This window comes from Mycobacterium haemophilum DSM 44634 (assembly GCF_000340435.2).
GTDB classification, from domain to species: domain Bacteria; phylum Actinomycetota; class Actinomycetes; order Mycobacteriales; family Mycobacteriaceae; genus Mycobacterium; species Mycobacterium haemophilum.
In genome coordinates, this window is record NZ_CP011883.2 from 967,402 (window position 1) to 993,630 (window position 26,229).

A 26,229-nucleotide genomic window follows, 5' to 3' on the forward strand; every position below is an offset into this window, starting at 1 on the left:
CAGGGGGCACCGACAATTCGGCAGACGAAAGGGCCTCACCTGCTGACTATGGCGGTGGCTGACGCGCCGTCGCCATCGCGTCGGCCAGTTCCTGGGGAATCTCGGGCACCCGGGCAATGGCATCCAGCAGCGCGTGTGCGCAGGAGTCGGCGAGGCGATCGGCGTCGGTCGACGGGTTGATGATGCGCTGTCGGCACACCTCGAACGTAAACGCCAGCCAGCCGTGCACAATCACCCGCAGGTCGCGCTCGACATCTGGATGCAGCTTGGTCTCCGGTATCACGCTCACCACGTCGCCGATCCGGGACATAATGTGCTCCATCTGGCGGTTCTTGGCTTCGTCGTCGATGCCGAGCAGAACCGGGTCAGACCGGCCGAGACCGACGTAGGCCGCCCACGCGGCCTCCGGATTCTGCTGGTGGTAGGCCATATACGCCAGCACGCCGGCGCGTACCTCTTCGAACATGGTCAGACCAGCAGGAGGCGGAATGTTTGTGGCCGCGTACAGTCGATCAGCTTCATCCTTGACAACAGCGGCGAAGAACGCGCGCTTGTCCGGGAAGTAGTGATACATCAGCGCGCGCGACACCCCGGCACGCTCGGCGATCTCATCGATGCGGACCTCGTCATAGGGCCGCTTCCCGAACACTTCTGCTCCCAGTGCCAGCAGCTCAGCACGCCGATCCTCGGGAGATAAACGCCTCCTGGCTGTGGCCATGTGACAGATATTACCCATGGCGGGTACGCGAGCCGCCAGTGCGCGGGCTCAGCCGAACTCTCGCCCGAATTTTATGCCCTGCGCCAATGGCAACGCGTCGGAGTAGTTGACGGTGTTGGTGGCGCGCCGCATGTAGGCCTGCCACGCGTCCGAACCAGATTCGCGCCCGCCGCCGGTTTGCTTCTCGCCGCCGAACGCGCCACCGATCTCAGCGCCCGACGTGCCGATATTGACGTTGGCGATACCGCAGTCAGATCCATCCAGGAAGCGCTCCGCCTCGCGCAGGTCTGTAGTGAAGATTGCCGATGAAAGTCCTTGTGGCACAGCATTATTAAGCGCGATCGCCTCGTCAAGAGTGTCGTAGGTCAGCACGTAGAGGATCGGCGCGAACGTTTCGGTCGCAACGATGGCGGTCTGCGATGGCATTCGGATCACGGCGGGCTCGACGTAATACGCGCTGGGTACGCCCAGCTCTCGCCGGTCACCGTCGATGACCTCACCGCCGTCGGCGCCCGCCTGTTCGATGGCGCCCACCATGTCGCGGTAGGCGGTCTCGTGGATCAGCGGGCCGATGAGCGTGCCCGGGGCCGACGGGTCGCCAATGGGCAGCTGCCGACAAGCGGCGACCACCCGCGCCACCACGTCGTCGGCCACGCAGCGGTGCACGATCAGCCGACGCAAACTGGTACAGCGCTGACCGGCGGTGCCGGCGGCGGCAAAGACGAGACCGCGCACCGCCAGGTCCAGGTCGGCCGACGGCGTCACGATGGCCGCATTGTTGCCGCCCAGTTCCAGCAACACTCGCCCGAAACGCGCCGCGACGCGTGGACCGACGTGCTGACCCATCCGCACCGAACCGGTGGCCGACACCAACGCGACCCGGGGATCGTCGACCAGCTGCTCGCCGAGCTCGCGCCCACCCAGAATCAGGCCGCTCACCGCGGCTGGCGCACCGACATCCGCGGCAGCACGCGCAATCAGCGCCTGGCAGGCCAGGGCCGTCAACGGTGTCAGCTCCGACGGCTTCCACACCACGGTGTCACCGCACACCAGCGCTATCGCCGCGTTCCACGCCCAGACCGCGACCGGGAAGTTGAACGCCGTGATCACACCGACGACGCCAAGCGGATGCCAGGTCTCGATCAACCGATGGCCAGGGCGCTCCGAGGCGATGGTCCGGCCGTAAAGCTGGCGCGACAAGCCGACCGCGAATTGGCAGACATCGATCATCTCCTGGACTTCGCCGGCCGCCTCGGCGGCGATTTTGCCTACTTCAACCGTCACCAGCGTCGCGAGGTCGTTCTTGTGTGCGGTGAGCAGTTCGCCGAGCCGGGCTACCAGCGCGCCGCGCACCGGCGCCGGGGTGCTTCGCCAGGACGAAAACGCTTGAGCGGCATCCGTGATCGCGCGATCGGCCTGCTCGGGTGTGGTTTGCGCGACGGTGAACATGACCTCACCGGTAATCGGTGTGCTGGCGGGCAGGCCGCGCTCGCCCGGCTCTCCCAGCGTGACATGACAGCCGATTGCGGCGAGGGCCTTGGTCACCCGGGCGCACAACTCGTCTGTGGTGGTCATCTGGCTCACTGGGGCACCTCCTTGGACAGCGCTTCATATAACGCGTACGGGTCGTGAATGTCGCGGTCGATCGCCCCGGCTAACCACCCGCTGTCGTAACCCGAATTATCTTCGGCGTCAGCGGCTTTGGTGTCGCTGTCGAGGTTGGACCGAAAAATTCCCGCCGCGGACGCAGGCAGGAAATCCTCGTAGACGATCGGGGCCGACGGGTCGCCGCCGCGATAGTAGGCCAGTCCCTGGGCGGCCATCTCTTCATCAGTCGACGGGAAGTGGTCGCTCCATGTCGAGGCCGGCTCCGGGGCGGCCATCGCGGCGTCGTAACGTTGGCGGCCCTGCGGCGTCAGCGCGACACCGCGCGCCTCGACTTCTCCGAACCGCACCCGAAGAGTGCCCGGGCCGACGGCGCCGCACTCGGCGCGGAACAGGCGCGGCTCGGCGAGTGCGCGAAATGAGGTCTGGCGCAACAGCACATCGGGTCCGTCGGTGCGGGGCGGGCCCTGGATGGCATCGATCATCGTGATGCCACGCGCCGTCATCCGGCTGTACAGATCGTCGATGTCGAGGACTCGCGGCGTTAGGTGATTGATGTGGGTGGAACTCACCCCGGCGATGTCGGCGGCCACCGCAGAGACCCGCGACAGCTCGTCGTACCAGAACTTGTCGATGGGTTCGTGCGACAGCGCGAATGCCGCCACCGCCGCAGCGACGAACGGCCGCGCCTGATCGACATCGCAGCCGCCGTCCGCGGCGATCCGTCGTGCCTGGGCCAGCAATGCGGGGTCGAACAGTTGACGACGGCCCAGGAAAGCTTCCACCCGGGTACGCAGGTCGGCGTCGAAGTATCGGGGATCGCGGGTGGCTAGCATCGACGTGAAAACCCGGAACGGATTGTGTGCCAGCTCATTTGCATCGATGGGGCGAAAAGCAGTGGACACCACCGGAATTGGTGACTGCGCGGAACGCAGATCGTAATAGCCGACCGGCAGCATGCCGAACGCTGCGAAGAGGTCGGCGACGGCGGCCAGCTCGGCCGGGCTGCCGACCCGGATGGCGCCGTGTCGCTCGGCGGTGATCCGCTGGATTGAACCAAGCCGCTGCGCACTGGAATGGCGTGCCAGGTAGTCGGAGTTGACCTGCCCGCTGACCTCGACCAGCGTGGCGTATGCCGGCACCTCGCTGGCGTACATGGCCGACAGCCCGGCAGCGAATCGGGCCCGCAGTTGCCACGTCGCCAGCTTTGGTGGGCTCATGCTGGACCTTTTAATGAGGCGCCGCTGCGATAGTCTCCGGCCATGGGTGAGACCCTCGATGATGTCGACCGGATCTTGATACGCGAGCTGGTCGCCGACGGACGCGCCACGCTGTCGGAGCTGGCTGCCAGCAGCGGCCTGTCGGTCTCGGCGGTCGCCTCGCGGGTGCGCAGGTTGGAGTCTCGCGGCGTGGTGTCTGGGTATGCGGCGCGGATCAACCCGGAGGCGGTTGGGCAGCTGCTGTCGGCGTTCGTGGCGATCACTCCTCTTGATCCGTCGCAACCTGATGATGCGCCCGCCCGCCTGGAGCACATCGAGGAAATCGAGTCGTGTCACTCGGTGGCCGGCGACGAAAGCTACATCCTGCTGGTACGTGTCGCGTCCGCACGGGCGCTGGAGGACCTGCTGCAACGGATCCGGACAGCGGCGAACGTCACCACCCGCAGTACGATAATACTGAGTACTTTTTACAGCGACAGACAGCATATACCCTAATTTCTACTGTCATGACGTCAGGGTTTCGTAAAAATACCGCTATCATGATGTCATGACTGCTGCCGTGAGATCAGTTGCGCCGGCCGGTTTGCAGACCGAACCAGACCAGGTGCATGAGGTGCTGGCGCGCAGCATTCTGGCCGACGGTTTCGATCTGGTGCTCGATCTGACCCGCTCGACCGGCTCGTATCTGGTCGACGCCCGGACCGGCCAGCGCTATCTCGACATGTTCACCTTCTTCGCGTCGTCGGCACTGGGCATGAACCATCCGGCGCTGGCTGAGGACGAAGAATTCCGCGCCGAGCTCGTGGCGGCGGCGCTGAACAAGCCCAGTAATTCCGACGTGTACTCGGTGGCGATGGCCAGCTTCGTCGACACCTTCACGCGGGTGCTGGGTGACCCGGCCTTGCCGCATCTGTTCTTCATCGATGGCGGTGCGCTGGCGGTGGAGAACGCGCTCAAGGTCGCATTCGACTGGAAGAGCCGACACAACGAGGCCCACGGTGTCGATCCCACGCTGGGTACTCGGGTGCTGCACTTGCGCGGGGCATTTCATGGCCGCAGCGGCTACACCCTGTCGCTAACCAATACCAAACCGATCACCGTGGCCCGTTTCCCGAAATTCGACTGGCCGCGCATCGACGCGCCCTACATCCGACCCGGAGCCGATCTGGATGCGCTCGAAGCCGAATCGCTGCGCCAGGCCCGCGCGGCATTCGAGACGCACCCGCACGACATCGCTTGCTTTCTGGCCGAGCCGATCCAAGGGGAAGGCGGCGACCGACACTTTCGGCCTGAGTTCTTCGTGGCGATGCGTGAGTTGTGCGACGAACACGATGCCCTGCTGATCTTCGACGAGGTGCAGACCGGCTGCGGGTTGACCGGAACCCCGTGGGCCTACCAGCAATTGGATGTGCAACCCGACGTCGTCGCGTTCGGCAAGAAGACGCAAGTGTGCGGAATCATGGCAGGCCGCCGGGTCGACGAAATTGCCGACAACGTGTTCGCGGTCCCCTCCCGGATCAACTCGACGTGGGGCGGCAATCTCGCCGACATGGTGCGCGCCCGCCGGATACTTGAGGTGATCGAGACCGAGGGGTTGTTCGAATCCGCGGCCGAGCAGGGCAACTACTTGCGCGCCCAGCTCGGCGAGCTCGCCGACGACTTCCCGGCGCTGGTTCTCGACCCTCGCGGCCGCGGCCTGATGTGTGCGTTCAACCTGCCGACCACCGCCGATCGTGACGAAGTGATCCGCCAGTTGTGGCGACGTGCGGTGATCGTGTTGCCCACCGGCAGCGACGGCGTGCGGTTCCGTCCCGCCCTCACCGTGTCGCGCGCCGACATCGACGCCGCGATAGCCGCGCTGCGCGGTGCCTTGGACGTGGTGAGGTGACGCTGACGCGGCTGTGACGACGGCTGCAAACGGTTTACCTTGGGGTGTAAAGCGGGTATCTGGGGCCAGGTGACGCGGATGCACAAAGCACATGAGCGATCAGGTGGTGGTGATCACCTGGGGCAGGAGGACAGCGAGGTGCGCGCCGCCATCCGGTTCGCCGTGTTGGCTGCAGTCGCTGGCGTCGGCTTCCTCATCGCGGCCGCGCTGTGGGTTAGTACGTGCGGGGGAGCGGGCGTCGACACGGTGGCCTGCGGTCCGCCCCAGCGGATGTTGCTGGCGTTCGGGGGTCCGCTGATTTTGTTCGCCGCGGGGCTGCGTGCGTTCGTGCGCACCTACCTCGTCTGGCGCGACCGGGGTACCTGGTGGGGCTGGCACGGCGCCGGCTGGTTCTTGTTGACGCTGATGGTGTTAACGCTGTCCATGGGTGTCCCGCCGATCGCCGGCCCGGTAATGGCCCTTTAACCCGGTACTGGCACCGTGAGTCGTCCGAACTCTCGCCAAACCCGGTCCGCGAGTTCTACCGTTGATGCTACGTCCCCGGTCTTGAGCAGGCGAAACGACGGGACGAACACACGGGACAGGAGTAGCTATGGGAGACACCTATCGTGATCCCGTCGACCATCTGCGGACGACGCGGGTATTCGCTGGCGAGTCGCTGATCGACGTACTGCACTGGCCTGGTTACCTCTTGGTCGTCGCGGGCGTGATCGGTGGGGTTGGCAGTCTTGCGGCCTTCGGCACCGGACATCATCACCAGGGCATGACCGCAGGCGTGGTCGCGATCATCGTCACGGTATTGGGCTTGGTGTGGCTTGCTATCGAGCATCGGCGGATCCGCAGGATCGCAGATCAGTGGTACGCCGAACATCCCGAAGTCCGCCGGCAGCCGCCGGCCAGCTAGCTGCGACCGATTTCCTAACGCGTCATCAGCTCGCGATTGTTCAGCTTCGAATAACCTGGAATGCCAAACTTTTTCGCTCTTTCTTAGCGGGCAGCCGGGAACGCGTTGATGCGCTGGGCGGCGGGAACCCATTCCGCGGGTTTTACCAGCCATATCGAACGGGTATCACTTGGACACCATGAGGAGTGACCAGCGTGATCCCGGCGATCACCGCGACGTGAATACATCTGCGTGCTCGCTTGCGTGTCCATCAGGTCAGCTTCGTATCCGGTGGAACACGCGGCGGCCATCATGACTAACCGACTCGAAGGCGGGGTCCAAGGCGGGCTTCAGAGCGGGACCCAAACCGGGAGTAATGTCAGTCAGATGTTGCCGGGAGAACAAGTGAGCGATGCGGAATTACGTGCCAACGAGCGACAACGAGGCCACCGCGCCGTCGAATTGCACGTTGCTGCACGCTTGGAGAACCTGGCGGTGCTGCGCACCCTGGTCGGTGCGATCGGCACCTTCGAAGACCTGGATTTCGACGCTGTGGCGGACTTGCGGCTGGCGGTGGACGAAGTGTGCACTCGGTTGATCCGTTCGGCCACTGAAGACGCAACGCTCGTTGTGGTGGTCGACCCGCACAACGACGAATTGGTGGTGCAGGCTTCCGCGGCGTGCACCACCCACGATGTCGTGGCACCGGGCAGCTTCAGCTGGCATGTCCTGACGTCGTTGACCGACGATGTCGCCACCTTCCATGACGGTCGCGACCCTACTAAAACCGGCAGTGTCTTCGGCATCACGCTCACGGCGCGACGGGCGGCGCCCGGCCGGTGACGGTACGAGCTGCCGGCGGTTCGGCTTCGCGCCCCAACGAATACGCTGATGTCCCGGAGATGTTTCGTGAGCTTGCCGGACTTACCGACGAGTCAGCGGAGTTCCACCGCCACCGGGACAAGATCGTGCAGCGCTGCCTACCGCTGGCTGATCACATCGCCCGGCGGTTCGAAGGCCGCGGCGAACCACGTGACGATTTGGTTCAGGTCGCGCGGGTCGGATTGGTCAACGCGGTAGTGCGTTTCGACGTCGACACCGGGTCGGATTTCATCTCGTTTGCGGTGCCCACGATCATGGGCGAGGTCCGACGTTACTTCCGCGACAACAGCTGGTCGGTCAAGGTTCCCCGGCGCCTGAAGGAACTGCACCTACGGCTGGGCGCCGCGACGGCTGAACTGTCACAACGGCTTGGCCGGGCGCCCACCGCATCCGAACTCGCCAACGAACTCGGCATGGACCGCGACGAGGTGGTCGAGGGACTGGTGGCCGGCAGCTCCTACAACACCTTGTCCATCGACAGCGGCAGCGGCAATGATGACGACGACGCCCGCGCTATCGCCGACACGTTGGGCGACGTGGACACCAGCCTCGAGCGGATCGAAAATCGGGAGGCGCTACGTCCATTGCTTGAGGCGCTGCCCGAGCGGGAACGAATGGTGTTGGTACTCAGGTTTTTCGAGTCAATGACGCAAACGCAGATCGCTGAGCGGGTTGGCATCTCACAAATGCATGTGTCCAGGCTGTTGGCTAAATCGCTTGCGCGGCTGCGGGATCAGCTGGAGTAGCCGCTACTTCTGGATTGCCCGGCTCTCCCCCGCAAGCGGGTGGGGGCACCCCCAGCCGCACAGCGGCGCGGGGGCGTGCCCCCACCTCATCACTTCGTTCTGCATTGTCGCCGGGCTACTTGATCTCGGCGAGCACCGTGCCTTGGGTGATGGCCGCGCCGGCTTCGACCGCCAGCCCAGTGATGGTCCCGTCCTTATGCGCTGTGACCGGGTTCTCCATCTTCATCGCCTCGAGGACCACCACCAGGTCGCCGACGGCAACCTGCTGGCCCTCCTCAACGGCGACCTTCACCACGGTGCCCTGCATGGGTGCGGTCACCGCGTCACCGGAGGCCACCGCGCCGGCGTGCGCACCTCGCTTGCGTGGCTTGGGCTTTTTTCTGATAACGCCGGCTGGATCGCAGCCAGCCCCGTTGGCTAACGCGAGATCGGCAGGCAGCGAGACCTCGAGCCGGCGGCCGTCGACCTCGACAACCACCGTCTGCCGCGGCCGGGCGTCTTCTTCGTCGAGCGGCTGGCCGCCGGTGAAGGGTTCGATGGTGTTGTTCCACTCGGTTTCGATCCAGCGGGTGTGCACCGAGAAGCCGTTGTCGTCGCCGATGAACGCCGGGTCGGACACCACGGCCCGGTGGAACGGGATAACCGTGGCGAGGCCTTCGACCTCGAACTCGTCCAATGCGCGCCGGGCGCGCGCCAATGCCTCCTGGCGGGTGGCGCCGTGCACGATCAGCTTTGCCAGCATGGAGTCGAACTGGCCGCCGATTACCGAACCGGTCTCGACTCCGGAGTCCATCCGCACACCGGGACCGGTGGGCGGGTGGAACTTGCTGACCGGCCCGGGCGCAGGCAGGAAGTTACGTCCCGCGTCCTCGCCATTGATCCGGAACTCGATGGCGTGACCGCTCGGGGTGGGATCCTCGGTCAGTTCGAGCTTCTCGCCGTTGGCGATCTTGAACTGCTGCAGCACCAGGTCGATGCCCGCGGTCTCCTCGGTGACCGGGTGCTCAACTTGCAGGCGGGTATTGACCTCCAGGAACGAGATCAGGCCATCCTGACCGACCAGGTATTCGACGGTCCCGGCGCCGTAGTAGTGGGCCTCTTTGCAGATCCGCTTCGCGGATTCGTGGATTTCCTTACGCTGGGCGTCCGTCAGGAACGGCGCCGGCGCCTCCTCGACCAGCTTCTGGAAACGCCGCTGCAGCGAGCAGTCCCGAGTACCGGCGACGACGACGTTGCCGTGCTGGTCGGCGATCACCTGCGCCTCGACGTGTCGGGGTTTATCGAGGTAGCGCTCGACGAAACATTCTCCGCGGCCGAACGCAGCGGTGGCCTCACGCACCGCCGATTCGTAGAGCTCGGGAATCTCCTCGAGGGTGCGGGCCACCTTCATGCCTTTGCCGCCGCCGCCGAAGGCGGCCTTGATCGCGATCGGCACCCCGTGTTCTTTGGCGAAGGCCACCACCTCGTCGGCGTTTTTGACCGGATCCGGGGTGCCGGGCACCAGTGGAGCCTGCGCGCGGGCGGCGATATGGCGGGCGGTGACCTTGTCGCCGAGGTCGCGGATCGACTGCGGGCTGGGCCCGATCCAGATCAGGCCGGCATCGATGACGGCCTGGGCGAAGTCAGCATTCTCTGACAGGAACCCGTAACCGGGATGGATCGCGTTGGCGCCGGATTTCGCAGCGGCGTCGAGGATCTTGCCGAAGTCCAGGTAGGACTCCGCAGAAGTTTGACCGCCCAGCGCGAACGCCTCGTCGGCCAGCCGCACGTGCGGCGCCTCGGCGTCAGGTTCGGCGTACACCGCCACGCTGGGCAGTCCCGCATCGCGGGCCGCGCGGATCACCCGGACAGCAATCTCGCCGCGGTTGGCCACCAGAACCTTAGAGATCCTAGGGATCCTCGAGCTGGCGTGACTGGCCACTGCGCCTCCTGTTTGGCGGTTTCTCTAAGAGACTTTCTTACAACTATGTCGTGGGAAGTCTATGCGTCGCGTCGGCGGCGCGACCAGCCGGTGGGGGGTTTAACCGGTCTGCCGGAGTCGCCGTTTGATCCTGGCAAGCATCGCCGACATTCCACGTAACCGCAGCGGGCTGATCAGAGCAGCCAAGCCCAGGTCGGTATAGAAATCGTCGGGTACCGCCAGGATGTCGGCGGCGGGTTGGTGGTCTAAGCCGGCGGCCAAGATAGCGGCGAACCCACGGGTGGTCGGCGCTTCGGCCGGCGCGCTGAAGTACAGGCGCACCCGGTTTGAGTCGTGCGCGTCGACGTGCAGAAAAAGCGGAGATTGGCACTCGGGCACCGGCTCCATCGCGGCTTCGGCGAGGTCGGGTGGCAGCGCGGGAAGTTCGTTGGCGAATTCCAGCAACAGTTTCAGCTTGTCCTGGCCTTCGACTTCGGCGAAGTCGGACACCACTTCAGCCAACGGCGCGGGCATACTCATAGAACGGCCATCAGCCGGGTACGGCTCCCGGGCTTTCACCCGCAACAATCGGCACCCGCACGGCGTTCCCCCACTCGGTCCACGACCCGTCGTAGTTACGCACTCCCGGTTTGCCCAGCAGATGGGTGAGCACGAACCACGTGTGGCTGGATCGCTCGCCGATGCGGCAGTAGACGACGGTCTTGTCGTCCGGGTTGATGAAGTCATAGAGCCGTTCCAATTCCTCGCGGCTACGGAATCGACTACTTTCGTCGACCGCCATTGCCCACGGGATCGACCTGGCGGTGGGGATGTGGCCGGCTCGCAGGGCGCCTTCCTCGGGGTAGTCGGGCATGTGGGTGCGTTTGCCGGTGTACTCGTCGGGGGAGCGCACGTCGATCAGCGGCTGGGTGCCGAGGATGGCCAACACGTCGTCTTTGAACGCGCGGATCGGCGCGTCGTTGCGTTGGACCACGGGATAGCCGGTCGACGTCTTGGTCGGCACGGCCAGGCTGGTATCCCGGCGTTCGGCGAGCCATAGATCACGCCCGCCGTTGAGCAGTCGCACGTCGGGGTGGCCGAACAAGGTAAAGACCCACAGCGCGTAGGCCGCCCACCAGTTGCTCTTGTCACCGTAGATCACCACGGTGTCGTCGCGGGCGATGCCCTTGCGGTTCATCAAGTCGGCGAATTGCTCGCCCGTGATGTAGTCACGCACCCTCGGGTCATTGAGGTCGGCGTGCCAGTCGACCTTCACCGCGCCAGGAATATGTCCGACGTCGTAGAGCAGTACGTCCTCATCGGATTCGACGATCGCCAAACCTGGCTTGCCCAGATGCAAGTACAGCCAGTCGCCGGTGACGAGCCGTTCGGGGTGGGCGTAAGCCGACAGGGACGGGCTTGGATCTGTGGGTAACGGCACACCTTAAAGCCTACTCATCCCGATGTTGCTGGTGACGATGCGCGACGATCAACGTCGGCGCGACCACGGCTGCTAGCTAACCGGATTGGCCGCCCACAGCGCGGCGATAGACAACCCCGCACGGCGCAGTAGCGACCGCGTCAACGGTAGTCCGAGACCCACGACGGCAGACGGGTCGCCGTCGATGCCGTCGACGAACCAGCCACCCAGGCCGTCAAGCGTGAACCCACCAGCGACCTGCAACGATTCACCGCACGCCAGGTAGGCCTCCAGGTCGTCAGCTGATGGATTTCCGAAATATATTGTGGTTATTGATGTTTCATCGTCAAAATAAGTGATTTCGTTGTTCAACAGTCGGATAACGCAGTGACCGGTATAGAGTTGGCCGGCGCGCCCTGCCATCGACTGCCACTGTTGCCGTGCGTTGGCCACGGACTGCGGCTTGCCGCATAGCCGGCCATCGAGGTAGAGCAGCGAATCACAGCCAATGACGACACAATCAGCTGCGACCGCGTGGCCCAGAGCTGTCGCGACTTGGGTGGCTTTGGCCCGGGCGAGTGTGCCTACCACGTCGCTAGAGGAAGCATCTGACCCGAGACCCGCGGTGACCAGATCTTCATCGACACCGGAAGTCACGACCAGTGGATCAATGCCGGCCTGGCGAAGCACTTTGAGGCGACCGGTGGAGGCGGACCCGAGCACCAGCCGGGTCATCGGCGCATATGCGCCATCTCGTGCAGGGTGATGCGCTGCCAGCTGAAGACCGGATACCGCAACTTGTCGACCGGCAGGCCCCAGCGGGTGGGCTCGGGCTGCTCGACCCGTGATGCACTGCCGATGCTGCCCAACACCGCGATCAGCGCGGCCAACTCTTGGTCGGTGGGTTGTCCCTTGACTATCTGAAGGTGCGGCTCGGGTGGATTTTGGGTCATCGCTGCATTGTTTGTCATAGCGGAATGTTCCCGTGCTTCTTGGGGGGCAGCTGTGCGATCTTGCGTTCCAACAGGCGAAGCGCCGTGGCGATGTAGCCGCGGGTATGCGACGGCGGGATCACCGCATCGACGTAACCCCGTTCGGCGGCGACATACGGGTTCACCAGGGTGTCCTCGTACTCTTGCTGCAGCTGTAGGCGTAGCTCATCAACATCGGCGCCGTTCTCGGCCGCTTGACCCAGTTCCTTGCGGTACACGAAGCCCACCGCGCCGGAGGCACCCATCACCGCAATCTGAGCGGTCGGCCAAGCCAGGTTGACGTCGCAGCCCATATCTTTGGAGCCCATCACGCAGTAAGCGCCACCGTAGGCCTTGCGGGTAATGACGGTGATCTTGGGGACGGTGGCTTCGCCGTAGGCGAACAGCAGCTTGGCGCCGCGCCGGATGATGCCGTTGTATTCCTGCTCGGTGCCCGGCAGGAAGCCCGGAACATCCACCAGCATCACGATCGGGATGTTGAAGCAGTCGCAGGTCCGCACAAACCGGGCTGCCTTTTCCGAGGCGTTGATGTCCAGGCAGCCGGCGAACTGGGTGGGCTGGTTGGCGACGATGCCCACCGGCCGGCCGTCGATGCGTCCGAACCCGACGACGATGTTGGTGGCGTAACCGGCCTGCACCTCCAGGAACTCGTCCTCGTCGAGGATGCGGGTGATCACCTCGTGCATGTCGTACGGCTGATTCGGCGAGTCCGGGATCAGCGTGTCCAACTCCAGGTCCTCGGCGTTCAGGTTGTCTTCAATGGAGCCGTCCGGAACGGGCTGCCCATACCGGGGTGCGTCGGTGAAGTTGTTCGGCGGCAGGTAGCTCAGCACGTCGCGCACCCAGTCGAAGGCGTCCTGCTCACCCGAGGCGACATAGTGCGCGGTACCCGACTTGGCCATGTGGGTGTGGGCGCCACCCAGCTCCTCCATGGTGACGTCCTCACCGGTGACGGTCTTGATGACGTCGGGTCCGGTGATGAACATCTGGCTGGTTTGGTCAACCATCACCACGAAGTCGGTCAGCGCCGGGGAGTACACGTGTCCACCGGCGGCCGCCCCCATGATCAGCGAGATCTGCGGGATGACGCCGGAGGCCAGGATATTGTTGCGGAAAATCCGGCTGTACAGCCCCAGCGAGACGACGCCCTCCTGGATCCGCGCGCCTGCGCCGTCGTTGATGCCGATCAGCGGACGGCCGGTTTTGATCGCCAGTTCCTGGACCTTGACGATCTTCTCGCCATACACCTCGCCGAGGCTGCCGCCAAACACGGTGGCGTCCTGGCTGAAGATGCACACGTCGCGGCCGTCGATGGTGCCGTAGCCGGTGACCACGCCATCGCCGACCGGGCGGTTGTCGCCGAGGCCGAAGTTGGTGCTGCGGTGTCTGGCCAGCGCGTCGAGTTCAACGAATGAGTCGTCGTCCAACAGTGCGTAGATGCGTTCGCGGGCGGTCAGCTTGCCCTTGGCGTGCACCTTGTCGACGGCGGCGGCACCGACCGGATGCAGCGACTCTTCGGTCCGCTTGTGCAGCTCGGCCAGTTTGCCCGCAGTGGTGTGGATATCGATGGTGTGCTCGGCGGCCGGCTCTGCAGTGTGGTCGGTAACGCTTGTCATGGGAGTCGATGTTATCGGCAGCCGCCGCGCTTAGGCTGGGCGGTGATGGACCGTGATTTACTCAGGCCGCCGCTGGACCCCGCGGCGCTGCGTGCGGAGCTGATCGGGACGGGGCTTCGGTGGCGTCAACTGGATGTGGTCGCGCAAACCGGTTCCACGAACGCTGACCTGCTGGCACGGGCAGCGTCAGGCATCGACATCGACGGAGCGGTGCTCATTGCCGAGCACCAGACCGCTGGCCGCGGGCGGCACGGCCGCGGCTGGTCGGCCAGCCCCCGCGCACAGATCACCATGTCGATCGGTGTGAGTGTCGCCGACGTTCCGGTCGCCGCGTGGGGCTGGTTATCGCTGGCCACCGGGGTAGCGGTGCTGGACACGGTGGCCCCGATGCTGGACGTGACCGGAGTCGACGCCGGCCTCAAGTGGCCCAACGATGTGGTCGCTTCCGGCGGCAAGCTCGCGGGCATCCTGGCCGAGGTTGCGCAGCCAGCCATCGTCGTCGGTGTGGGACTCAACGTCACGCAGGCCCCCGAAGAGGTCGACGGTCCCGGGGCGACCTCACTGCTCGACCTCGGCGTGCCGGCACCCGATCGAGAGCAGCTGGTGCGTCGGCTGTTGCGGGAGCTCGATGCGCGGGTGGGCCAGTGGCGACGCGCCGACCCACAGCTGATGGCCGACTATCGGGCGCGCAGCCTGACGCTTGGGTCACGCGTGCGTGCCGAGCTCCCCGGTGGCACGGACGTGGTCGGGACCGCGCGCGGCATCGATGACCAGGGCAGGCTGTGCCTGGAAACAGGACGGGAAACGGAAGGGGCAGCTGAGGGCCAAACCGTCGTGATTTCGGCTGGTGACGTGGTGCATTTGCGCTAGCGTCCGGGTCGCCGGCGCACGCCGGCTAAGGTCGCGAAGATGAGGTATCCGGATAATGCCTTGGCTGCCGGCGAGCAGGTGGTTTTGCATCGCCATCCGCACTGGAAGTGTTTGATCTGGCCCGCTTTGGTGCTCATCGTGGCGACCGGGCTGGCGGCGTTTGGTTCCGGGTACATCAACTCGACGCACTGGGCGCAGGTTGCCAAGAACGTGATCTACGGCGTCCTCTGGGGCGTCTGGCTGGTGATCGTCGGCTGGCTCACGCTGCGGCCGTTCCTTAGCTGGCTGACCACACATTTCGTCGTCACCAACCGGAGGGTGATGTTTCGGCACGGGGTGCTGACCCGCAGTGGGATCGACATTCCGCTGGCGCGCATCAACAGCGTGGAGTTCCGGGACCGGATTACCGAACGGATGTTTCGCACCGGAACGCTGATTATCGAATCCGCGTCACAAGACCCGCTGGAGTTCTACAACATTCCGCGCCTGCGTCAGGTGCACGCGCTGCTGTATCACGAGGTTTTCGACACCCTTGGCTCCGAGGAGTCGCCCAGCTGAGACGCGGGACTCAAATCCAGGCGGCGGGAGCGATTGCGCCAGGCGCGCAACAGGGTGACGTTGCCGTCTTCGAAGCCGTCCTCGAAGACTTCGGCGATGCCGCCCGCGGTGAGGGCGGATTCCAGCGCCTTTTCGGGGTTGCGGGCGAACGCGTCGGGAAACACCCAGCGCCGGAACGCCCAGAAGCGAAACGCCATCTGCAGCAGGTTGCCGATGATGTAAGCCGAGAGAAAGTCGGCGAGGTTTTCCACGGTCAGTGACACCATGGGCACCCGCAGCTGCAGGACATAGCTCGAGAACCACAGCGGCGCCATGCTCAGCAGCACCCCCACACCGCTGAAGGCGAAAAACAGCAGTGCCTCATGATGGCGTTCCCGGCCGCCGCGGTCCCGAAAGCTCCATTCCCTGTTCAACACGTAGGACGCGATAACCGCGACGATGCCGGCGACGACCTTGGCGGTTACCGGTTTGGGCTCGAGAATCGTCAGCTTGAGGGTGTAGAAAATTGCTGAGTCGATGATGAATGTGGTGCCGCCGACGATGGCAAATTTAATGAGTTCGTGGTGGCGCTGCGCATACGGCTGAAGTACGGTCGGCAAGCGCGCGATCGTGGCATCGGCAAAGGACACAACACGTCAGTGTACGGATTGACGCAAAATCGACGCAAAATGCTATCTAACGATTGGGTATTGCTGCGGGTCAACATGTTATCCACCGCCATGACACCATGATGGCCGTGCCGAGTACACGCCCACCCGGAGTTGCCCCAGTGGTTGCCATGGTCGGCGGCGGTCAACTTGCCCGGATGACCCATCAAGCCGCGATCGGGCTGGGGCAGACGCTGCGGGTGCTAGCCACCGCCGCCGACGAACCCGCTGCGCAGGTCACCCCCGATGTGGTGATCGGCTCGCACACCGACCTTGAAGACCTGCGCCGTGTCGCCGCCGGAGCCGACGCGTTGACGTTCGACCACGAGCACGTCCCGACCGAACTGCTGGACAAGCTGGTGGCCGAAGGCATCAATGTGGCACCGCCGCCGCACGCTTTGGTGCACGCCCAGGACAAGCTGGTCATGCGGCGACGATTGACGGCGCTGGGAGCCGCGGTGCCCCGCTTCGTGGCATTGGACAGCGTGGATGACTTGGCCGAAATCGACGCGTTCGCGCAGCGCCTGGCGGGCTCGAAAGATGCCCCGATCGTGGTCAAGGCGGTCCGCGGGGGTTATGACGGCCGGGGGGTGCGGATGGCCCGCGACCTGGCAGACGCCCGCGAGATCGCCGCCGGATATCTGGCCGACGGAATGCCGGTGCTGGTGGAGGAGCGGGTAGAACTGCGTCGCGAGTTGTCCGCGCTGGTAGCGCGCTCGCCGTTCGGCCAGGGTGCGGCCTGGCCGGTCGTGGAGACGGTGCAACGGGACGGGATTTGCCTGTTGGTGGTCGCGCCGGCGCCGGCGTTGGCCGACGACCTGGCCGCGGCTGCGCAGCAGCTGGCGTTGCGATTGGCCGCCGAACTCGGCGTGGTCGGTGTGCTCGCGGTCGAGTTGTTCGAAACCACCGACGGCGCTTTGCTGGTCAACGAGCTCGCGATGCGGCCGCACAACTCCGGACACTGGACCATGGACGGTGCTCGCACCAGCCAGTTCGAGCAGCATCTGCGTGCTGTGCTGGACTATCCCCTCGGCGAGACCGACGCCACCGCGCCGGTGACCGTGATGGTCAACGTGCTGGGCGCCCCGCAACCGCCGGCGCCGAACGCGATGACGATGGATGAACGGCTGCACCACCTGTTTGCGCGGATGCCCGATGCTCGGGTTCACCTCTACGGCAAGGCCGAGCGGCCTGGTCGCAAGGTTGGGCACATCAATTTTCTCGGCACCGACAAGGACCTAAAAGACCCCACTAAGCTGCGTGAACGCGCTGAGCTGGCGGCACATTGGTTATCACACGGGCAGTGGCGCGGCGGCGACGATGCAGAGCGAAAGAGCGATGTGGGGGTACCTCCCGCTTGCGGGGGAGAGGAGCGGCGCTAGATGACGGACGGATGGGACCCGCATGGCTGGAAAGGTTGAGCAGCCCCGAGTCGGGGTGATCATGGGCAGCGACAGCGACTGGTCGGTGATGCAAGATGCGGCCCATGCACTGGCGGAGTTTGACATCCCGGTCGAGGTTCGGGTGGTGTCGGCGCATCGCACCCCCGCTGAGATGTTCGACTATGCGCGCAGTGCTGCCGACCGCGGCATCGAGGTGATCATTGCCGGTGCCGGCGGCGCCGCTCACCTGCCTGGAATGGTCGCCTCCGCGACTCCGCTACCGGTGATCGGGGTGCCAGTGCCGCTGGCCAGGCTGGACGGCCTGGATTCGCTGCTGTCGATCGTGCAGATGCCGGCGGGGGTTCCGGTGGCCACCGTGTCCATCGGCGGCGCCCGCAACGCGGGTTTGTTGGCGGTGCGCATTTTGGGCTCGTCGGACCTGCAGCTTCGAGCGCAGCTGGTTGCGTTCTCCGACCGGTTGGCCGATACCGTGCGGGCCAAGGATGCGGATTTACAGCGGCTTCGGGGTAAGTTAACCGGCGAGTAGCAAGGAGGCCGTGATGGTTGGTTGGTCCGGAAACCCGTCGTTTGATCTGTTCAAGCTGCCGGAAGAACACAACGAATTGCGGGCAGCGATTCGCGCGTTGGCGGAAAAAGAGATCGCTCCGCACGCCGCCGATGTGGACGAGCGGGCTCGGTTCCCTGAAGAAGCACTAGTGGCGCTCAATTCCTCCGGTTTCAACGCTGTCCACGTTCCCGAGGAGTACGGCGGTCAGGGCGCGGACTCCGTCGCGGCCTGCATCGTGATCGAAGAAGTGGCCCGTGTCGACGCGTCCGCCTCGCTGATTCCTGCAGTTAACAAGCTGGGCACCATGGGCCTCATCCTGCGAGGTTCGGAAGAACTCAAGAAACAGGTGCTGCCGTCGTTGGCCGCGGAGGGGGCGATGGCGTCCTATGCGTTGAGTGAGCGCGAAGCCGGCAGCGACGCCGCGTCGATGCGGACCCGGGCCAAAGCCGACGGGGATGACTGGATTCTCAACGGCTCCAAGTGCTGGATTACCAACGGCGGCAAGTCAACCTGGTACACGGTGATGGCGGTGACCGATCCGGACAAGGGCGCCAACGGCATCTCCGCGTTCGTCGTGCACCGCGACGATGAGGGGTTCAGCGTTGGTCCGAAAGAACGCAAGCTCGGGATCAAGGGGTCACCAACCACCGAGCTCTACTTCGAGAACTGCCGCATCCCCGGTGATCGCATCATTGGTGAGCCCGGTACTGGCTTCAAGACAGCGTTGGCCACGTTGGATCACACGCGTCCCACAATTGGGGCCCAAGCCGTGGGCATTGCGCAGGGCGCGTTGGACGCTGCCATCGCGTATACCAAGGACCGCAAGCAATTCGGCGAATCGATCAGCACCTTCCAGGCCGTTCAGTTCATGCTGGCCGACATGGCGATGAAGGTGGAGGCGGCGCGGTTGATGGTCTACACCGCCGCCGCCCGGGCCGAACGCGGTGAGCCGGACCTGGGCTTCATCTCGGCGGCGTCGAAATGTTTTGCCTCCGACATCGCGATGGAGGTCACCACCGACGCCGTGCAATTGTTTGGCGGCGCTGGCTATACCACCGACTTCCCGGTCGAGCGGTTCATGCGCGACGCCAAGATCACCCAGATCTACGAGGGCACCAACCAGATTCAGCGCGTGGTGATGTCGCGGGCACTGCTGCGCTGACGCCGTAGTTCCGATCGGTTCTATCGTGGGCGCTGTGACCGAGATGGCTGATCGTGCCGCGGACTCCTCGCCGTGGTCGCCGCGCGAGGTCGAGTTCCTTGAGGTGACGTTACGGCTGTTGCAACAACACGGATATGACCGGCTGACAGTGGACGCGGTCGCGGCAACCGCCCGAGCCAGCAAGGCCACCGTCTACCGGCGCTGGCCGTCTAAAGCCGAATTAGTGTTGGCCGCCTTCGTGGAGGGTATTCGCCAGGTCGCGGTTCCACCTGAGACTGGCTCACTGCGCGGCGACTTGCTGCGACTGGGCGAGCTCATCTGCCAGCAGGCCCTCCAGCAGGCCAGCACCATCCGTGCGGTGCTTGTCGAGGTGTCGCGCAACCCCGCGCTCAATGATGTGCTGCAGCAGCAATTTGTCGACCAGCGGAAAGCCTTGGTCCACCACATCCTGCGGCAGGCCGTCGACCGCGGCGAGATGGACGATGCCGCCATCAGCGACGAACTGTGGGACTTGCTGCCCGGCTACCTCATCTTCCGGTCCATCATCCCCACTCGGCCGCCCACTCGGCACACCGTGCAAGCGCTGGTCGACGACGTCATCATCCCCAGCCTGACCCGATCCGCTAGGTGACGCGGCACGACCAGCAGTGTACGACTCCGTCTCTTGTTCTGTCCGGTCCGGTACCGTACTGTCATAACAGTCGATCCCCGCTCGAAGCGCAGGAAAGATGCCCTCGCCCGGGTGATCGTGTCGCCGGTTATCGAAAGGCTAACGGGTGAAGGGGATTTCAATTACCCGCCTCGTCAGGCGTTGGTGGATGTTGCTGGTCGCCGTGGTCGTGGTCGCCGTCGCGGGGTTCGGCGTTTACCGGCTGCATGGAATCTTCGGCTCGCACAACAACACGTCAGCCGGCAATGCCATCTCGAACGACATCAACCCGTTCAACCCTAAGCAGGTGCTCCTCGAGGTCTTTGGCGCCCCCGGAACCGTGGCAACCATCAACTACCTGGACATCAACGCTGCGCCGCAGCAAGTCCTCGACACGACCCTGCCGTGGTCGGTCACGATGACGACAACGCAACCGGGGGTATTCGCCAACCTGGTCGCGCAGGGCAACGGCAACTCCATCGGCTGCCGCATCACCATCAACGGTGTCGTCAAAGACGAAAGGTCCGTCAACGAAGTGAATGCGTATACCTTCTGCTTGGACAAGTCCGGATGAGCAACCAGCACCCGCGAGCGTCGGTACCGGACACGATCCGCCGGCTTTCGGTCCCGATCATCCTGGTCTGGGTGGGGCTTGCGGTCCTCACCAATAGCGTTGTCCCGCAATTGGAAGAGGTCGGAAAAGCGCATAACGTGTCGCTAAGCTCCCCGGATGCGCCGTCGCTGCAGGCCATGAAACGCATCGGAAAAGTGTTCCGCGAATTCGATTCCGACAGTGCGGCGATGATCGTCTTGGAAGGCGATAAGCAACTCGGCGCTGACGCCCACCGGTTTTACGACGCACTAATTCAGCGGCTCGCGCAGGACACCAAGCACGTGCAGCACGTACAGGACTTCTGGGGGGACCCGCTCACGGCGGCGGGCTCGCAAAGCAATGATGGCAAAGCCGCGTATGTTCAGGTTTACCTTACCGGCAATCAAGGTGAAGCGAAATCGATCGAGTCCGTCGACGCGGTCCGCGACATTGTGGCGCAGATGACCGCACCACCTGGCATTAAAGCCTACGTCACCGGCGCGGCGCCGCTCATCACGGATCAGTTCGAAGTGGGCAGTAAAGGAACGGCGAAGGTCACCGCGATCACTATCCTCGTGATCGCCATCATGTTGTTATTTGTCTACCGTTCTGTTGTCACCATGCTCCTCGTGCTTATCACGGTCCTCATTGAATTGGCCGCGGCCCGAGGGGTCGTCGCTTTTCTGGGAAACGCTGGGATCATCGGACTTTCCACCTACTCGACAAATCTTTTGACATTGCTGGTCATTGCCGCCGGCACCGATTACGCGATATTTTTCCTCGGCCGTTATCACGAAGGGCGGCAGACCGCACACGACCGGTCCACCGCCTTCCGTGACATGTTTCACGGGACCGCCCACGTGGTGCTGGGCTCGGGCTTGACGGTGGCCGGCGCGGTGTACTGTCTCAGCTTTACCCGGCTGCCGTATTTCCAAAGCCTCGGTGTTCCCGCCGCGCTAGGCATCCTCGTTGCGCTGCTGGCCGCGCTCACCCTGGCTCCGGCCGTGATTGCGGTGGGCGGCTCGTTCGGCCTGTTGGAACCCAAACGCAAGATGCGGACCCGGGGATGGCGGCGGATCGGCACGGCTATCGTCCGCTGGCCCGGGCCCATTCTTGCGGTGACAGGTGCGGTAGCCGCTATCGGCCTGCTCGCCCTGCCGGGATATAAGACGAGTTACGACGCCCGGCAATACATGCCCGGTAGCGCGCCGGCCAATATCGGATACACCGCTGCGGAGCGGCATTTTTCTCAGGCCCGGCTGAATCCTGAACTGCTCATGATTGAAACCGACCACGATATGCGTAATCCGGCGGACATGCTCATCTTGGACCGGGTGGCCAAGGGTGTCTTCCATCTACGTGGCATCGCCCAGGTGCAAGCCATGACCAGGCCGTTGGGAACTCCGATCGAGCACAGCTCGATACCGTTCCAGATCAGCATGCAAAGTGTCGGTCAGACCCAGAACCTGAAATATCAGCGAGATCGCGCAAACGACTTGTTGAAGCAAGCCGACGAGCTGCGGAAAACGATCCACATTTTGCAGCAGCAATACGCGCTTCAGCAGGAGCTCGCCGCCGCCACGCATGACGAGACTCAAAGCTTTCACAACACGGTCGCCCTGATCAATGATTTGCGGGATAAGATCGCGAATTTCGACGATTTTTTCAGACCGATTCGCAGTTATTTCTACTGGGATACACACTGTTACGATATCCCGGTCTGCTTTGCGATCCGGTCCGTCTATGACGCACTTGACGGTATCGATCAGCTCGCCGAGCAGTTTCAAACCCTGACAGCATCTTTGGATAAATTAGATGCAACCCAGCCGCGATTGGTGTCGTTAATACCGCCCCAGATTGCCAGCCAGGAGGCCAATCTGGACTTGGTGTTATCCAACTACGCTACCAACTCTGGGATCAACGCTCAGCAGCAAGCACTCACCGAAAACTCGGCCGCCATGGGACAAGCGTTCGACGCCGCCAAGAATGACGACTCCTTCTATTTGCCGCCGGAGGCTTTTAACAACCCCGACTTCCAACGGGGCCTGAAATTGTTCCTGTCGCCGGACGGCAAAGCGGCTCGCATGATCATCTCCCATGAAGGTGATCCCGCAACACCGGCGGGCATATCGCATATCGACGCGATCAAGGATGCGGCGCACGAGGCCGTGAAGGGCACCCCGTTGGCGGGCGCCAATATCTATCTCGCCGGCACCGCGGCGACCTACAAGGACATCCAAGACGGCGCAAAATACGACCTGATGATCGCCGCCATCGCCGCGCTGAGCTTGATTTTGCTCATCATGATGATCATTACGCGAAGTTTGGTCGCCGCAATCGTCATTGTGGGCACGGTGGCGGTGTCCTTGGGCGCTTCTTTTGGGCTCTCCGTGCTGGTCTGGCAAGACATTCTCGGTATCCAGCTGTACTGGATCGTGCTGGCACTGGCCGTGATCCTGCTGCTGGCGGTGGGCTCCGACTATAACCTGCTGCTGATCTCCCGGTTCCAAGAGGAAATCGGCGCCGGATTGAAGACCGGCATTATCCGTGCGATGGCTGGTTCGGGCTCGGTGGTGACTTCCGCGGGCCTGGTATTTGCCGCCACCATGTCGTCCTTTGTTTTCAGCGATTTGCGTGTCCTCGGCCAGATAGGAACCACCATCGGCCTCGGGTTGCTGTTCGACACGCTGATCGTGCGGTCGTTTATGACGCCGTCCATCGCCGCGCTTCTCGGGCGCTGGTTCTGGTGGCCGCAACGAGTGCGTCCGCGCCCGGCCAGCAGGCTGCTGCGGCCCTACGGTCCACGTCCCCTGGTTCGTGCACTGCTGCTGCGGGAATCCGAGAACTCCGGATTACCCTCTGGCGCTTAGGATTCCGAATGCCGCCGGGCAAACCAGGTGATCAGCCGACCGAAAACGATCAGCAGCAGCAGGAACACGATCAGCAAGAACGCCGCGTTATAGGACAGGTCCTGGGCCGATTTCGACGGCAGGTTGTAAAACGTCCAGATCGGATAGGTCAGGTAACCGATCGGCGAGTGGGTGAGCTGCCCGGTCGGGACGGAATTCGACCAACCCGCGGTGTAGAGCATCGGGGCCGTCTCGCTGATCGCCAGCGCAAGAGCCACCAGCATGCCGGTGACGATGCCGGGCAGTGCCGGTTTCAGCACGATCTTGCGCAGCGTCCACGTGACGGGCAGCCCGAGTGCTTCAGCACCTTCCCGGTAGGACGTCGGCACCTGGGCAAGCGCGGACTCGGTGGCCTTGGTGATATACGGAATGCTCATCACCGACAGCGCCAGTACCCCGGCCGCCAGGGAAAACCCCCAGTCGAAGGCGACCACGAGGGTCAGATAGCCGACGTAGCCGAGCACGATGGCCGGGATACCGGACAGCACCTCGTAGGCGCCGCGCAGCATCGAGCGTTTCCTCCCGGTGGCGAACTCGGACAGGTAGATCCCGGCCAACACGCTCACCGTGCCACCCACCAGCGCGACCCCGAGGGCCAGGACGACGGTACCGATGATGGCGTTGCGCAGGCCGCCACCGTTGCCCTGGGTGTCCTGGGTCAGCACATGTAAGTGGAACACCGGCAACGCACGGCTGACGACTCCGATCAGCATCCAGAACGTCGGGGCCACCACCACCGCCAGGCAGCACAGGCAGCCCGCCCAGAACAGCGCGTTGACCATCTTGCGCCGAACGGCGAGCGACCTCATGTCAAACACCTCGTCCCACGGGCAGCGCGGTATTCGACGCCCGGTGTACCAGCCCCCGCGCGGCCACATTCGTCAGCAGGGTGATCACCATCAACACCAGAGAAACCTCGGCGAGCGTCATTACCGCGAAGTTGGTGGAGTCGGTCAGCGCCGAATCCAGCTGGGACACCACGGTGGCGGCGATCGTGGTCATACTCGAATAGATGTTGGTCGGCATCGCGCCCAACTCCGCTCCGGAGACCATTGCGACGGCCATCGTCTCCCCCAGCGCGCGCCCAAGTCCGAGAACCACGGCGCCGACGATGCCGCTGGACACCCACGGCAGGGTGACTCGGCGCGCGCACTCCCAGTCGGACATCCCCAACGCGGTCGCGCCCTCGCGGGGCAGCAGGGGCACCTGTTTGACCAAGTCACGGGTGGTGCTGGCGATGATGGGAATGATCATCACCGCCAGCACTAGGCCGGAAACCAACATGCCCTCTCCGTTACCGGTGTTGCCGCGGAAGTAGTTGAGCACCGGCACATCCGGAGCGGTGCGGGCGATCACCGGAGCGATGTGGTGGGCGATGAACGGCCCGAACGTCAGCGCTCCCCACAGGCCGACGACAACGCTGGGGATGCCGGCGAGCAATTCGAGCACCATGCCGACGGCGGAGGCGAGACGTTTCGGTAACCGTTCGGCGATCGCCAACGCCGCTCCGATGGACACCGGCACCGCGACGATCAGGGCGATCGCCGAGCTGACCAGGGTGCCGAAAATCAGCGGCCATGCCCCGTAGTAGGCGCCGATCGGATGTGCAACGCCGCGGCTGACAACGGTGTTGCCGTAGGTGTTGCCCGGATTCCAGTCGGTGGCCGTGAAGAAGTGCAACCCGTTGAGCCGGATCGCCGGCAGCGCCTCGATAACCAACGTCGCCAGCACGAACACCAGCGCCAGCATCGGGATCACCGCAGCCACGCCGCCGGCCCACCGGATGCCGAGGCCGGTGCGGCTGAGGTTACGAAGCTGGCTCAGCCCGGGCCGCGGCACGTGCCCGCGGCCCGGGCTGAGCTGGGGCCCGGAGAGGCCAGTCAGGGTCACCGAAAACTCGTTAGCTGGCGATCTTGGCGATTTGGGCGTCGGACAACTTGGCCACCGCCGCCGGCAGCGGCTGGAAGTGCACCTGGTCCAGGAACGAGGTGTTGTTACCGTCGGTCACCGCCCAGTGCAGGAATGCCTGCAACGTCTGCGCGGTGGCGGCATCCTTCTGGTTGCTGTTGACGATGGCGTACTCGTAGTTAACGATCGGGTAGCCGCTAGCGGCCGGCCCGTCGATCAGGGAGATCACCTGGTTCGCCGGGGTCTGCGAGGCGAAGCTGGCCGCGGCAGCCTGAATACTTTGGGCGTCGGGCAGCAGGTAGTTACCGGAGGCATTGCCCAACTGGGCCTCGCCCAGTCCCTTCTGGTTGGCGTGGTCGAGGAAGCTGATGCCGATGTAGGCGACGCAGCCGGGGGTCTCGGCGCAGCCGGTCACCATGCCGCCGTTGCCGTTCTCGCCCAGCGCGCCCGGCACGGCGGGGAAGTCGACGGTGGTGCCGAAGCCGGGCGACTTACCCCAGCCGTCGGGGTCTTGCTTCGCCAGATACTGGGTGAACAAGAACGTGTCACCGGACCCGTCGGAACGGTGCAGCGGAACGACCGCGGTGCCAGGCAGGTTCACGCCGGGGTTGAGGGCGGCGATCTGCGGGTCGTTCCAGGTTTTGATCGTGCCCTGGTACATGGCCGCCAGCACCTTGCCATTCAGTTTGAGGTGCTCGCTGACACCGGGCAGGTTGTAGTTGATCTGCTGAGCGGAAATGGCTAACGCGATGTTCATCAATCCCTTGTGCGTAGCCATGTCGCCCTGGGACAGGTAGGCGTCGGAGGCGCCGATATCGACCGTCCCGGCAGCGGCCTGTGCGATCCCGGTACCCGACCCGGTGCCTTGGGCGGTGATCGTGACGTTCGGGTACTTCGCTTGGTAGGCCGGACCCCACAGATTGAACAGCGGGTTAAGCAGCGTGCTGCCGGTCTCTGACAGCGTGACCTTTGACGTCGCGGGCGCGGTGGCTGGGCTGGCAGGGTTACCGCCGGCCCCGGGACCGGACGAACCACTTGTTGAGTTCGAACCGCAGGCTGCCACCAAGACCAGCGGCACGGCAGCCAACAAGGTACGCAAACGAATCATCACACA

26 protein-coding genes and 1 pseudogene are annotated in these 26,229 nt (G+C 64.2%); 14 read left to right on the forward strand and 13 right to left on the reverse strand.

What is annotated here, in order from left to right; genetic code table 11:
• Positions 1–46 precede the first annotated feature (46 nt).
• From B586_RS04640 to hglS, 3 genes are read right to left on the reverse strand one after another with little or no spacing between them, the layout of a single operon-like run.
• Positions 47–718: a TetR/AcrR family transcriptional regulator gene (locus B586_RS04640; RefSeq protein ID WP_047313510.1), complete on the reverse strand. Its 672-nt coding sequence runs from the start codon at positions 716–718 to the stop codon at positions 47–49.
• 48 nt (positions 719–766) lie between these two features.
• Positions 767–2,293 (reverse strand): L-piperidine-6-carboxylate dehydrogenase, encoded by a 1,527-nt coding sequence (amaB, locus tag B586_RS04645; RefSeq protein ID WP_054881072.1) that lies wholly within the window; start codon positions 2,291–2,293, stop codon positions 767–769.
• Positions 2,294–2,298: 5 nt separating this feature from the next.
• A complete protein-coding gene (gene hglS, locus B586_RS04650; RefSeq protein WP_054880566.1) occupies positions 2,299–3,543 on the reverse strand; it encodes a 2-oxoadipate dioxygenase/decarboxylase in 1,245 nt (414 codons plus the stop codon).
• A gap of 42 nt (positions 3,544–3,585) precedes the next feature.
• Between hglS and B586_RS04655 the strand changes: the two genes are divergently transcribed.
• The 6 genes from B586_RS04655 (at position 3,586) to B586_RS04680 (ending at position 7,942) form a co-directional block, all read left to right on the forward strand.
• On the forward strand, positions 3,586–4,038 hold the full coding sequence (locus tag B586_RS04655; protein ID WP_054880565.1) for an Lrp/AsnC family transcriptional regulator: 453 nt from the start codon (positions 3,586–3,588) through the stop codon (positions 4,036–4,038).
• Between the two features lie 52 nt (positions 4,039–4,090).
• Complete coding sequence (gene lat / locus B586_RS04660; protein ID WP_054880564.1) at positions 4,091–5,431, forward strand: L-lysine 6-transaminase; 1,341 nt, start codon at positions 4,091–4,093, stop codon at positions 5,429–5,431.
• Between the two features lie 78 nt (positions 5,432–5,509).
• Positions 5,510–5,896: a hypothetical protein gene (locus tag B586_RS04665; RefSeq protein WP_047313508.1), complete on the forward strand. Its 387-nt coding sequence runs from the start codon at positions 5,510–5,512 to the stop codon at positions 5,894–5,896.
• 127 nt (positions 5,897–6,023) lie between these two features.
• Positions 6,024–6,335 carry a protein UsfY gene (gene usfY / locus B586_RS04670; RefSeq protein ID WP_047313365.1) on the forward strand — a complete coding sequence of 104 codons (312 nt, stop codon included), beginning with the start codon at positions 6,024–6,026 and terminating at the stop codon, positions 6,333–6,335.
• 366 nt (positions 6,336–6,701) lie between these two features.
• Positions 6,702–7,157, forward strand: coding sequence for an anti-sigma factor (locus B586_RS04675; RefSeq protein WP_418001119.1), 456 nt, complete (start codon positions 6,702–6,704; stop codon positions 7,155–7,157).
• Positions 7,154–7,942, forward strand: a complete 789-nt coding sequence (locus tag B586_RS04680) for an RNA polymerase sigma factor SigF (RefSeq protein WP_054880563.1) — start codon at positions 7,154–7,156, stop codon at positions 7,940–7,942. Before B586_RS04675 ends, B586_RS04680 begins: the two co-directional genes overlap by 4 nt.
• A gap of 115 nt (positions 7,943–8,057) precedes the next feature.
• Here B586_RS04680 and B586_RS04685 read toward each other — a convergent pair whose 3' ends face one another.
• The 6 genes and pseudogenes from B586_RS04685 to B586_RS04710 form a co-directional block, all read right to left on the reverse strand.
• Entirely contained in the window at positions 8,058–9,863 is a 1,806-nt protein-coding gene (locus B586_RS04685) for an acetyl-CoA carboxylase biotin carboxylase subunit (protein ID WP_054880562.1), read from the reverse strand.
• A 99-nt stretch (positions 9,864–9,962) separates the two neighbouring features.
• A complete protein-coding gene (locus B586_RS04690; RefSeq protein WP_047313362.1) occupies positions 9,963–10,382 on the reverse strand; it encodes a SufE family protein in 420 nt (139 codons plus the stop codon).
• 10 nt (positions 10,383–10,392) lie between these two features.
• Entirely contained in the window at positions 10,393–11,283 is an 891-nt protein-coding gene (locus B586_RS04695; RefSeq protein ID WP_054880561.1) for a sulfurtransferase, read from the reverse strand.
• A 72-nt stretch (positions 11,284–11,355) separates the two neighbouring features.
• Positions 11,356–11,997 carry a Maf family protein gene (locus B586_RS04700; RefSeq protein ID WP_054880560.1) on the reverse strand — a complete coding sequence of 214 codons (642 nt, stop codon included), beginning with the start codon at positions 11,995–11,997 and terminating at the stop codon, positions 11,356–11,358.
• Positions 11,994–12,203 (reverse strand): annotated as a pseudogene (locus B586_RS04705) (acyl-CoA carboxylase subunit epsilon); the annotation flags it as partial. The pseudogene B586_RS04705 and the gene B586_RS04700, both read right to left, overlap by 4 nt.
• Positions 12,204–12,229: 26 nt before the next feature.
• Positions 12,230–13,870 carry an acyl-CoA carboxylase subunit beta gene (locus B586_RS04710; RefSeq protein WP_054880559.1) on the reverse strand — a complete coding sequence of 547 codons (1,641 nt, stop codon included), beginning with the start codon at positions 13,868–13,870 and terminating at the stop codon, positions 12,230–12,232.
• A gap of 42 nt (positions 13,871–13,912) precedes the next feature.
• On the opposite strand from B586_RS04710, the gene B586_RS04715 reads away from it, so the two are divergent.
• Together B586_RS04715 and B586_RS04720 are read left to right on the forward strand one after the other, a co-directional pair.
• Positions 13,913–14,740, forward strand: coding sequence for a biotin--[acetyl-CoA-carboxylase] ligase (locus B586_RS04715; protein WP_168162505.1), 828 nt, complete (start codon positions 13,913–13,915; stop codon positions 14,738–14,740).
• Between the two features lie 39 nt (positions 14,741–14,779).
• Positions 14,780–15,298, forward strand: a complete 519-nt coding sequence (locus B586_RS04720; protein ID WP_054880558.1) for a PH domain-containing protein — start codon at positions 14,780–14,782, stop codon at positions 15,296–15,298.
• On the opposite strand, the gene B586_RS04725 is transcribed toward B586_RS04720, so the two are convergent.
• Complete coding sequence (locus B586_RS04725) at positions 15,253–15,927, reverse strand: GtrA family protein (RefSeq protein ID WP_054880557.1); 675 nt, start codon at positions 15,925–15,927, stop codon at positions 15,253–15,255. The two genes, B586_RS04720 and B586_RS04725, sit on opposite strands and share 46 nt — an antisense overlap.
• 98 nt (positions 15,928–16,025) lie before the next feature.
• On the opposite strand from B586_RS04725, the gene B586_RS04730 reads away from it, so the two are divergent.
• The 6 genes from B586_RS04730 (at position 16,026) to B586_RS04755 (ending at position 23,168) form a co-directional block, all read left to right on the forward strand.
• The gene (locus tag B586_RS04730; protein WP_054880556.1) at positions 16,026–17,327 is read left to right on the forward strand and encodes a 5-(carboxyamino)imidazole ribonucleotide synthase; all 1,302 of its coding nucleotides are present in this window, start codon (positions 16,026–16,028) and stop codon (positions 17,325–17,327) included.
• Between the two features lie 22 nt (positions 17,328–17,349).
• Positions 17,350–17,874, forward strand: a complete 525-nt coding sequence (purE, locus tag B586_RS04735; protein WP_054880555.1) for a 5-(carboxyamino)imidazole ribonucleotide mutase — start codon at positions 17,350–17,352, stop codon at positions 17,872–17,874.
• Between the two features lie 13 nt (positions 17,875–17,887).
• Entirely contained in the window at positions 17,888–19,057 is a 1,170-nt protein-coding gene (locus B586_RS04740; RefSeq protein ID WP_054880554.1) for an acyl-CoA dehydrogenase, read from the forward strand.
• A 22-nt stretch (positions 19,058–19,079) separates the two neighbouring features.
• Positions 19,080–19,688, forward strand: coding sequence for a TetR/AcrR family transcriptional regulator (locus tag B586_RS04745; protein WP_047313350.1), 609 nt, complete (start codon positions 19,080–19,082; stop codon positions 19,686–19,688).
• A gap of 145 nt (positions 19,689–19,833) precedes the next feature.
• Positions 19,834–20,280, forward strand: coding sequence for an MmpS family transport accessory protein (locus tag B586_RS04750; RefSeq protein ID WP_156166468.1), 447 nt, complete (start codon positions 19,834–19,836; stop codon positions 20,278–20,280).
• Positions 20,277–23,168: an MMPL/RND family transporter gene (locus tag B586_RS04755; protein ID WP_047313348.1), complete on the forward strand. Its 2,892-nt coding sequence runs from the start codon at positions 20,277–20,279 to the stop codon at positions 23,166–23,168. The genes B586_RS04750 and B586_RS04755 overlap by 4 nt, the downstream gene beginning before the upstream one ends.
• Here B586_RS04755 and pstA read toward each other — a convergent pair.
• The 3 genes from pstA to pstS form a co-directional block, all read right to left on the reverse strand.
• Positions 23,165–24,016 (reverse strand): phosphate ABC transporter permease PstA, encoded by an 852-nt coding sequence (gene pstA, locus B586_RS04760; protein ID WP_054880553.1) that lies wholly within the window; start codon positions 24,014–24,016, stop codon positions 23,165–23,167. The genes B586_RS04755 and pstA overlap by 4 nt on opposite strands.
• A gap of 1 nt (position 24,017) precedes the next feature.
• Positions 24,018–25,031, reverse strand: coding sequence for a phosphate ABC transporter permease subunit PstC (pstC, locus tag B586_RS04765; RefSeq protein ID WP_047313506.1), 1,014 nt, complete (start codon positions 25,029–25,031; stop codon positions 24,018–24,020).
• A gap of 76 nt (positions 25,032–25,107) precedes the next feature.
• Positions 25,108–26,226: a phosphate ABC transporter substrate-binding protein PstS gene (pstS, locus tag B586_RS04770; RefSeq protein WP_156166467.1), complete on the reverse strand. Its 1,119-nt coding sequence runs from the start codon at positions 26,224–26,226 to the stop codon at positions 25,108–25,110.
• Positions 26,227–26,229: the final 3 nt, after the last annotated feature.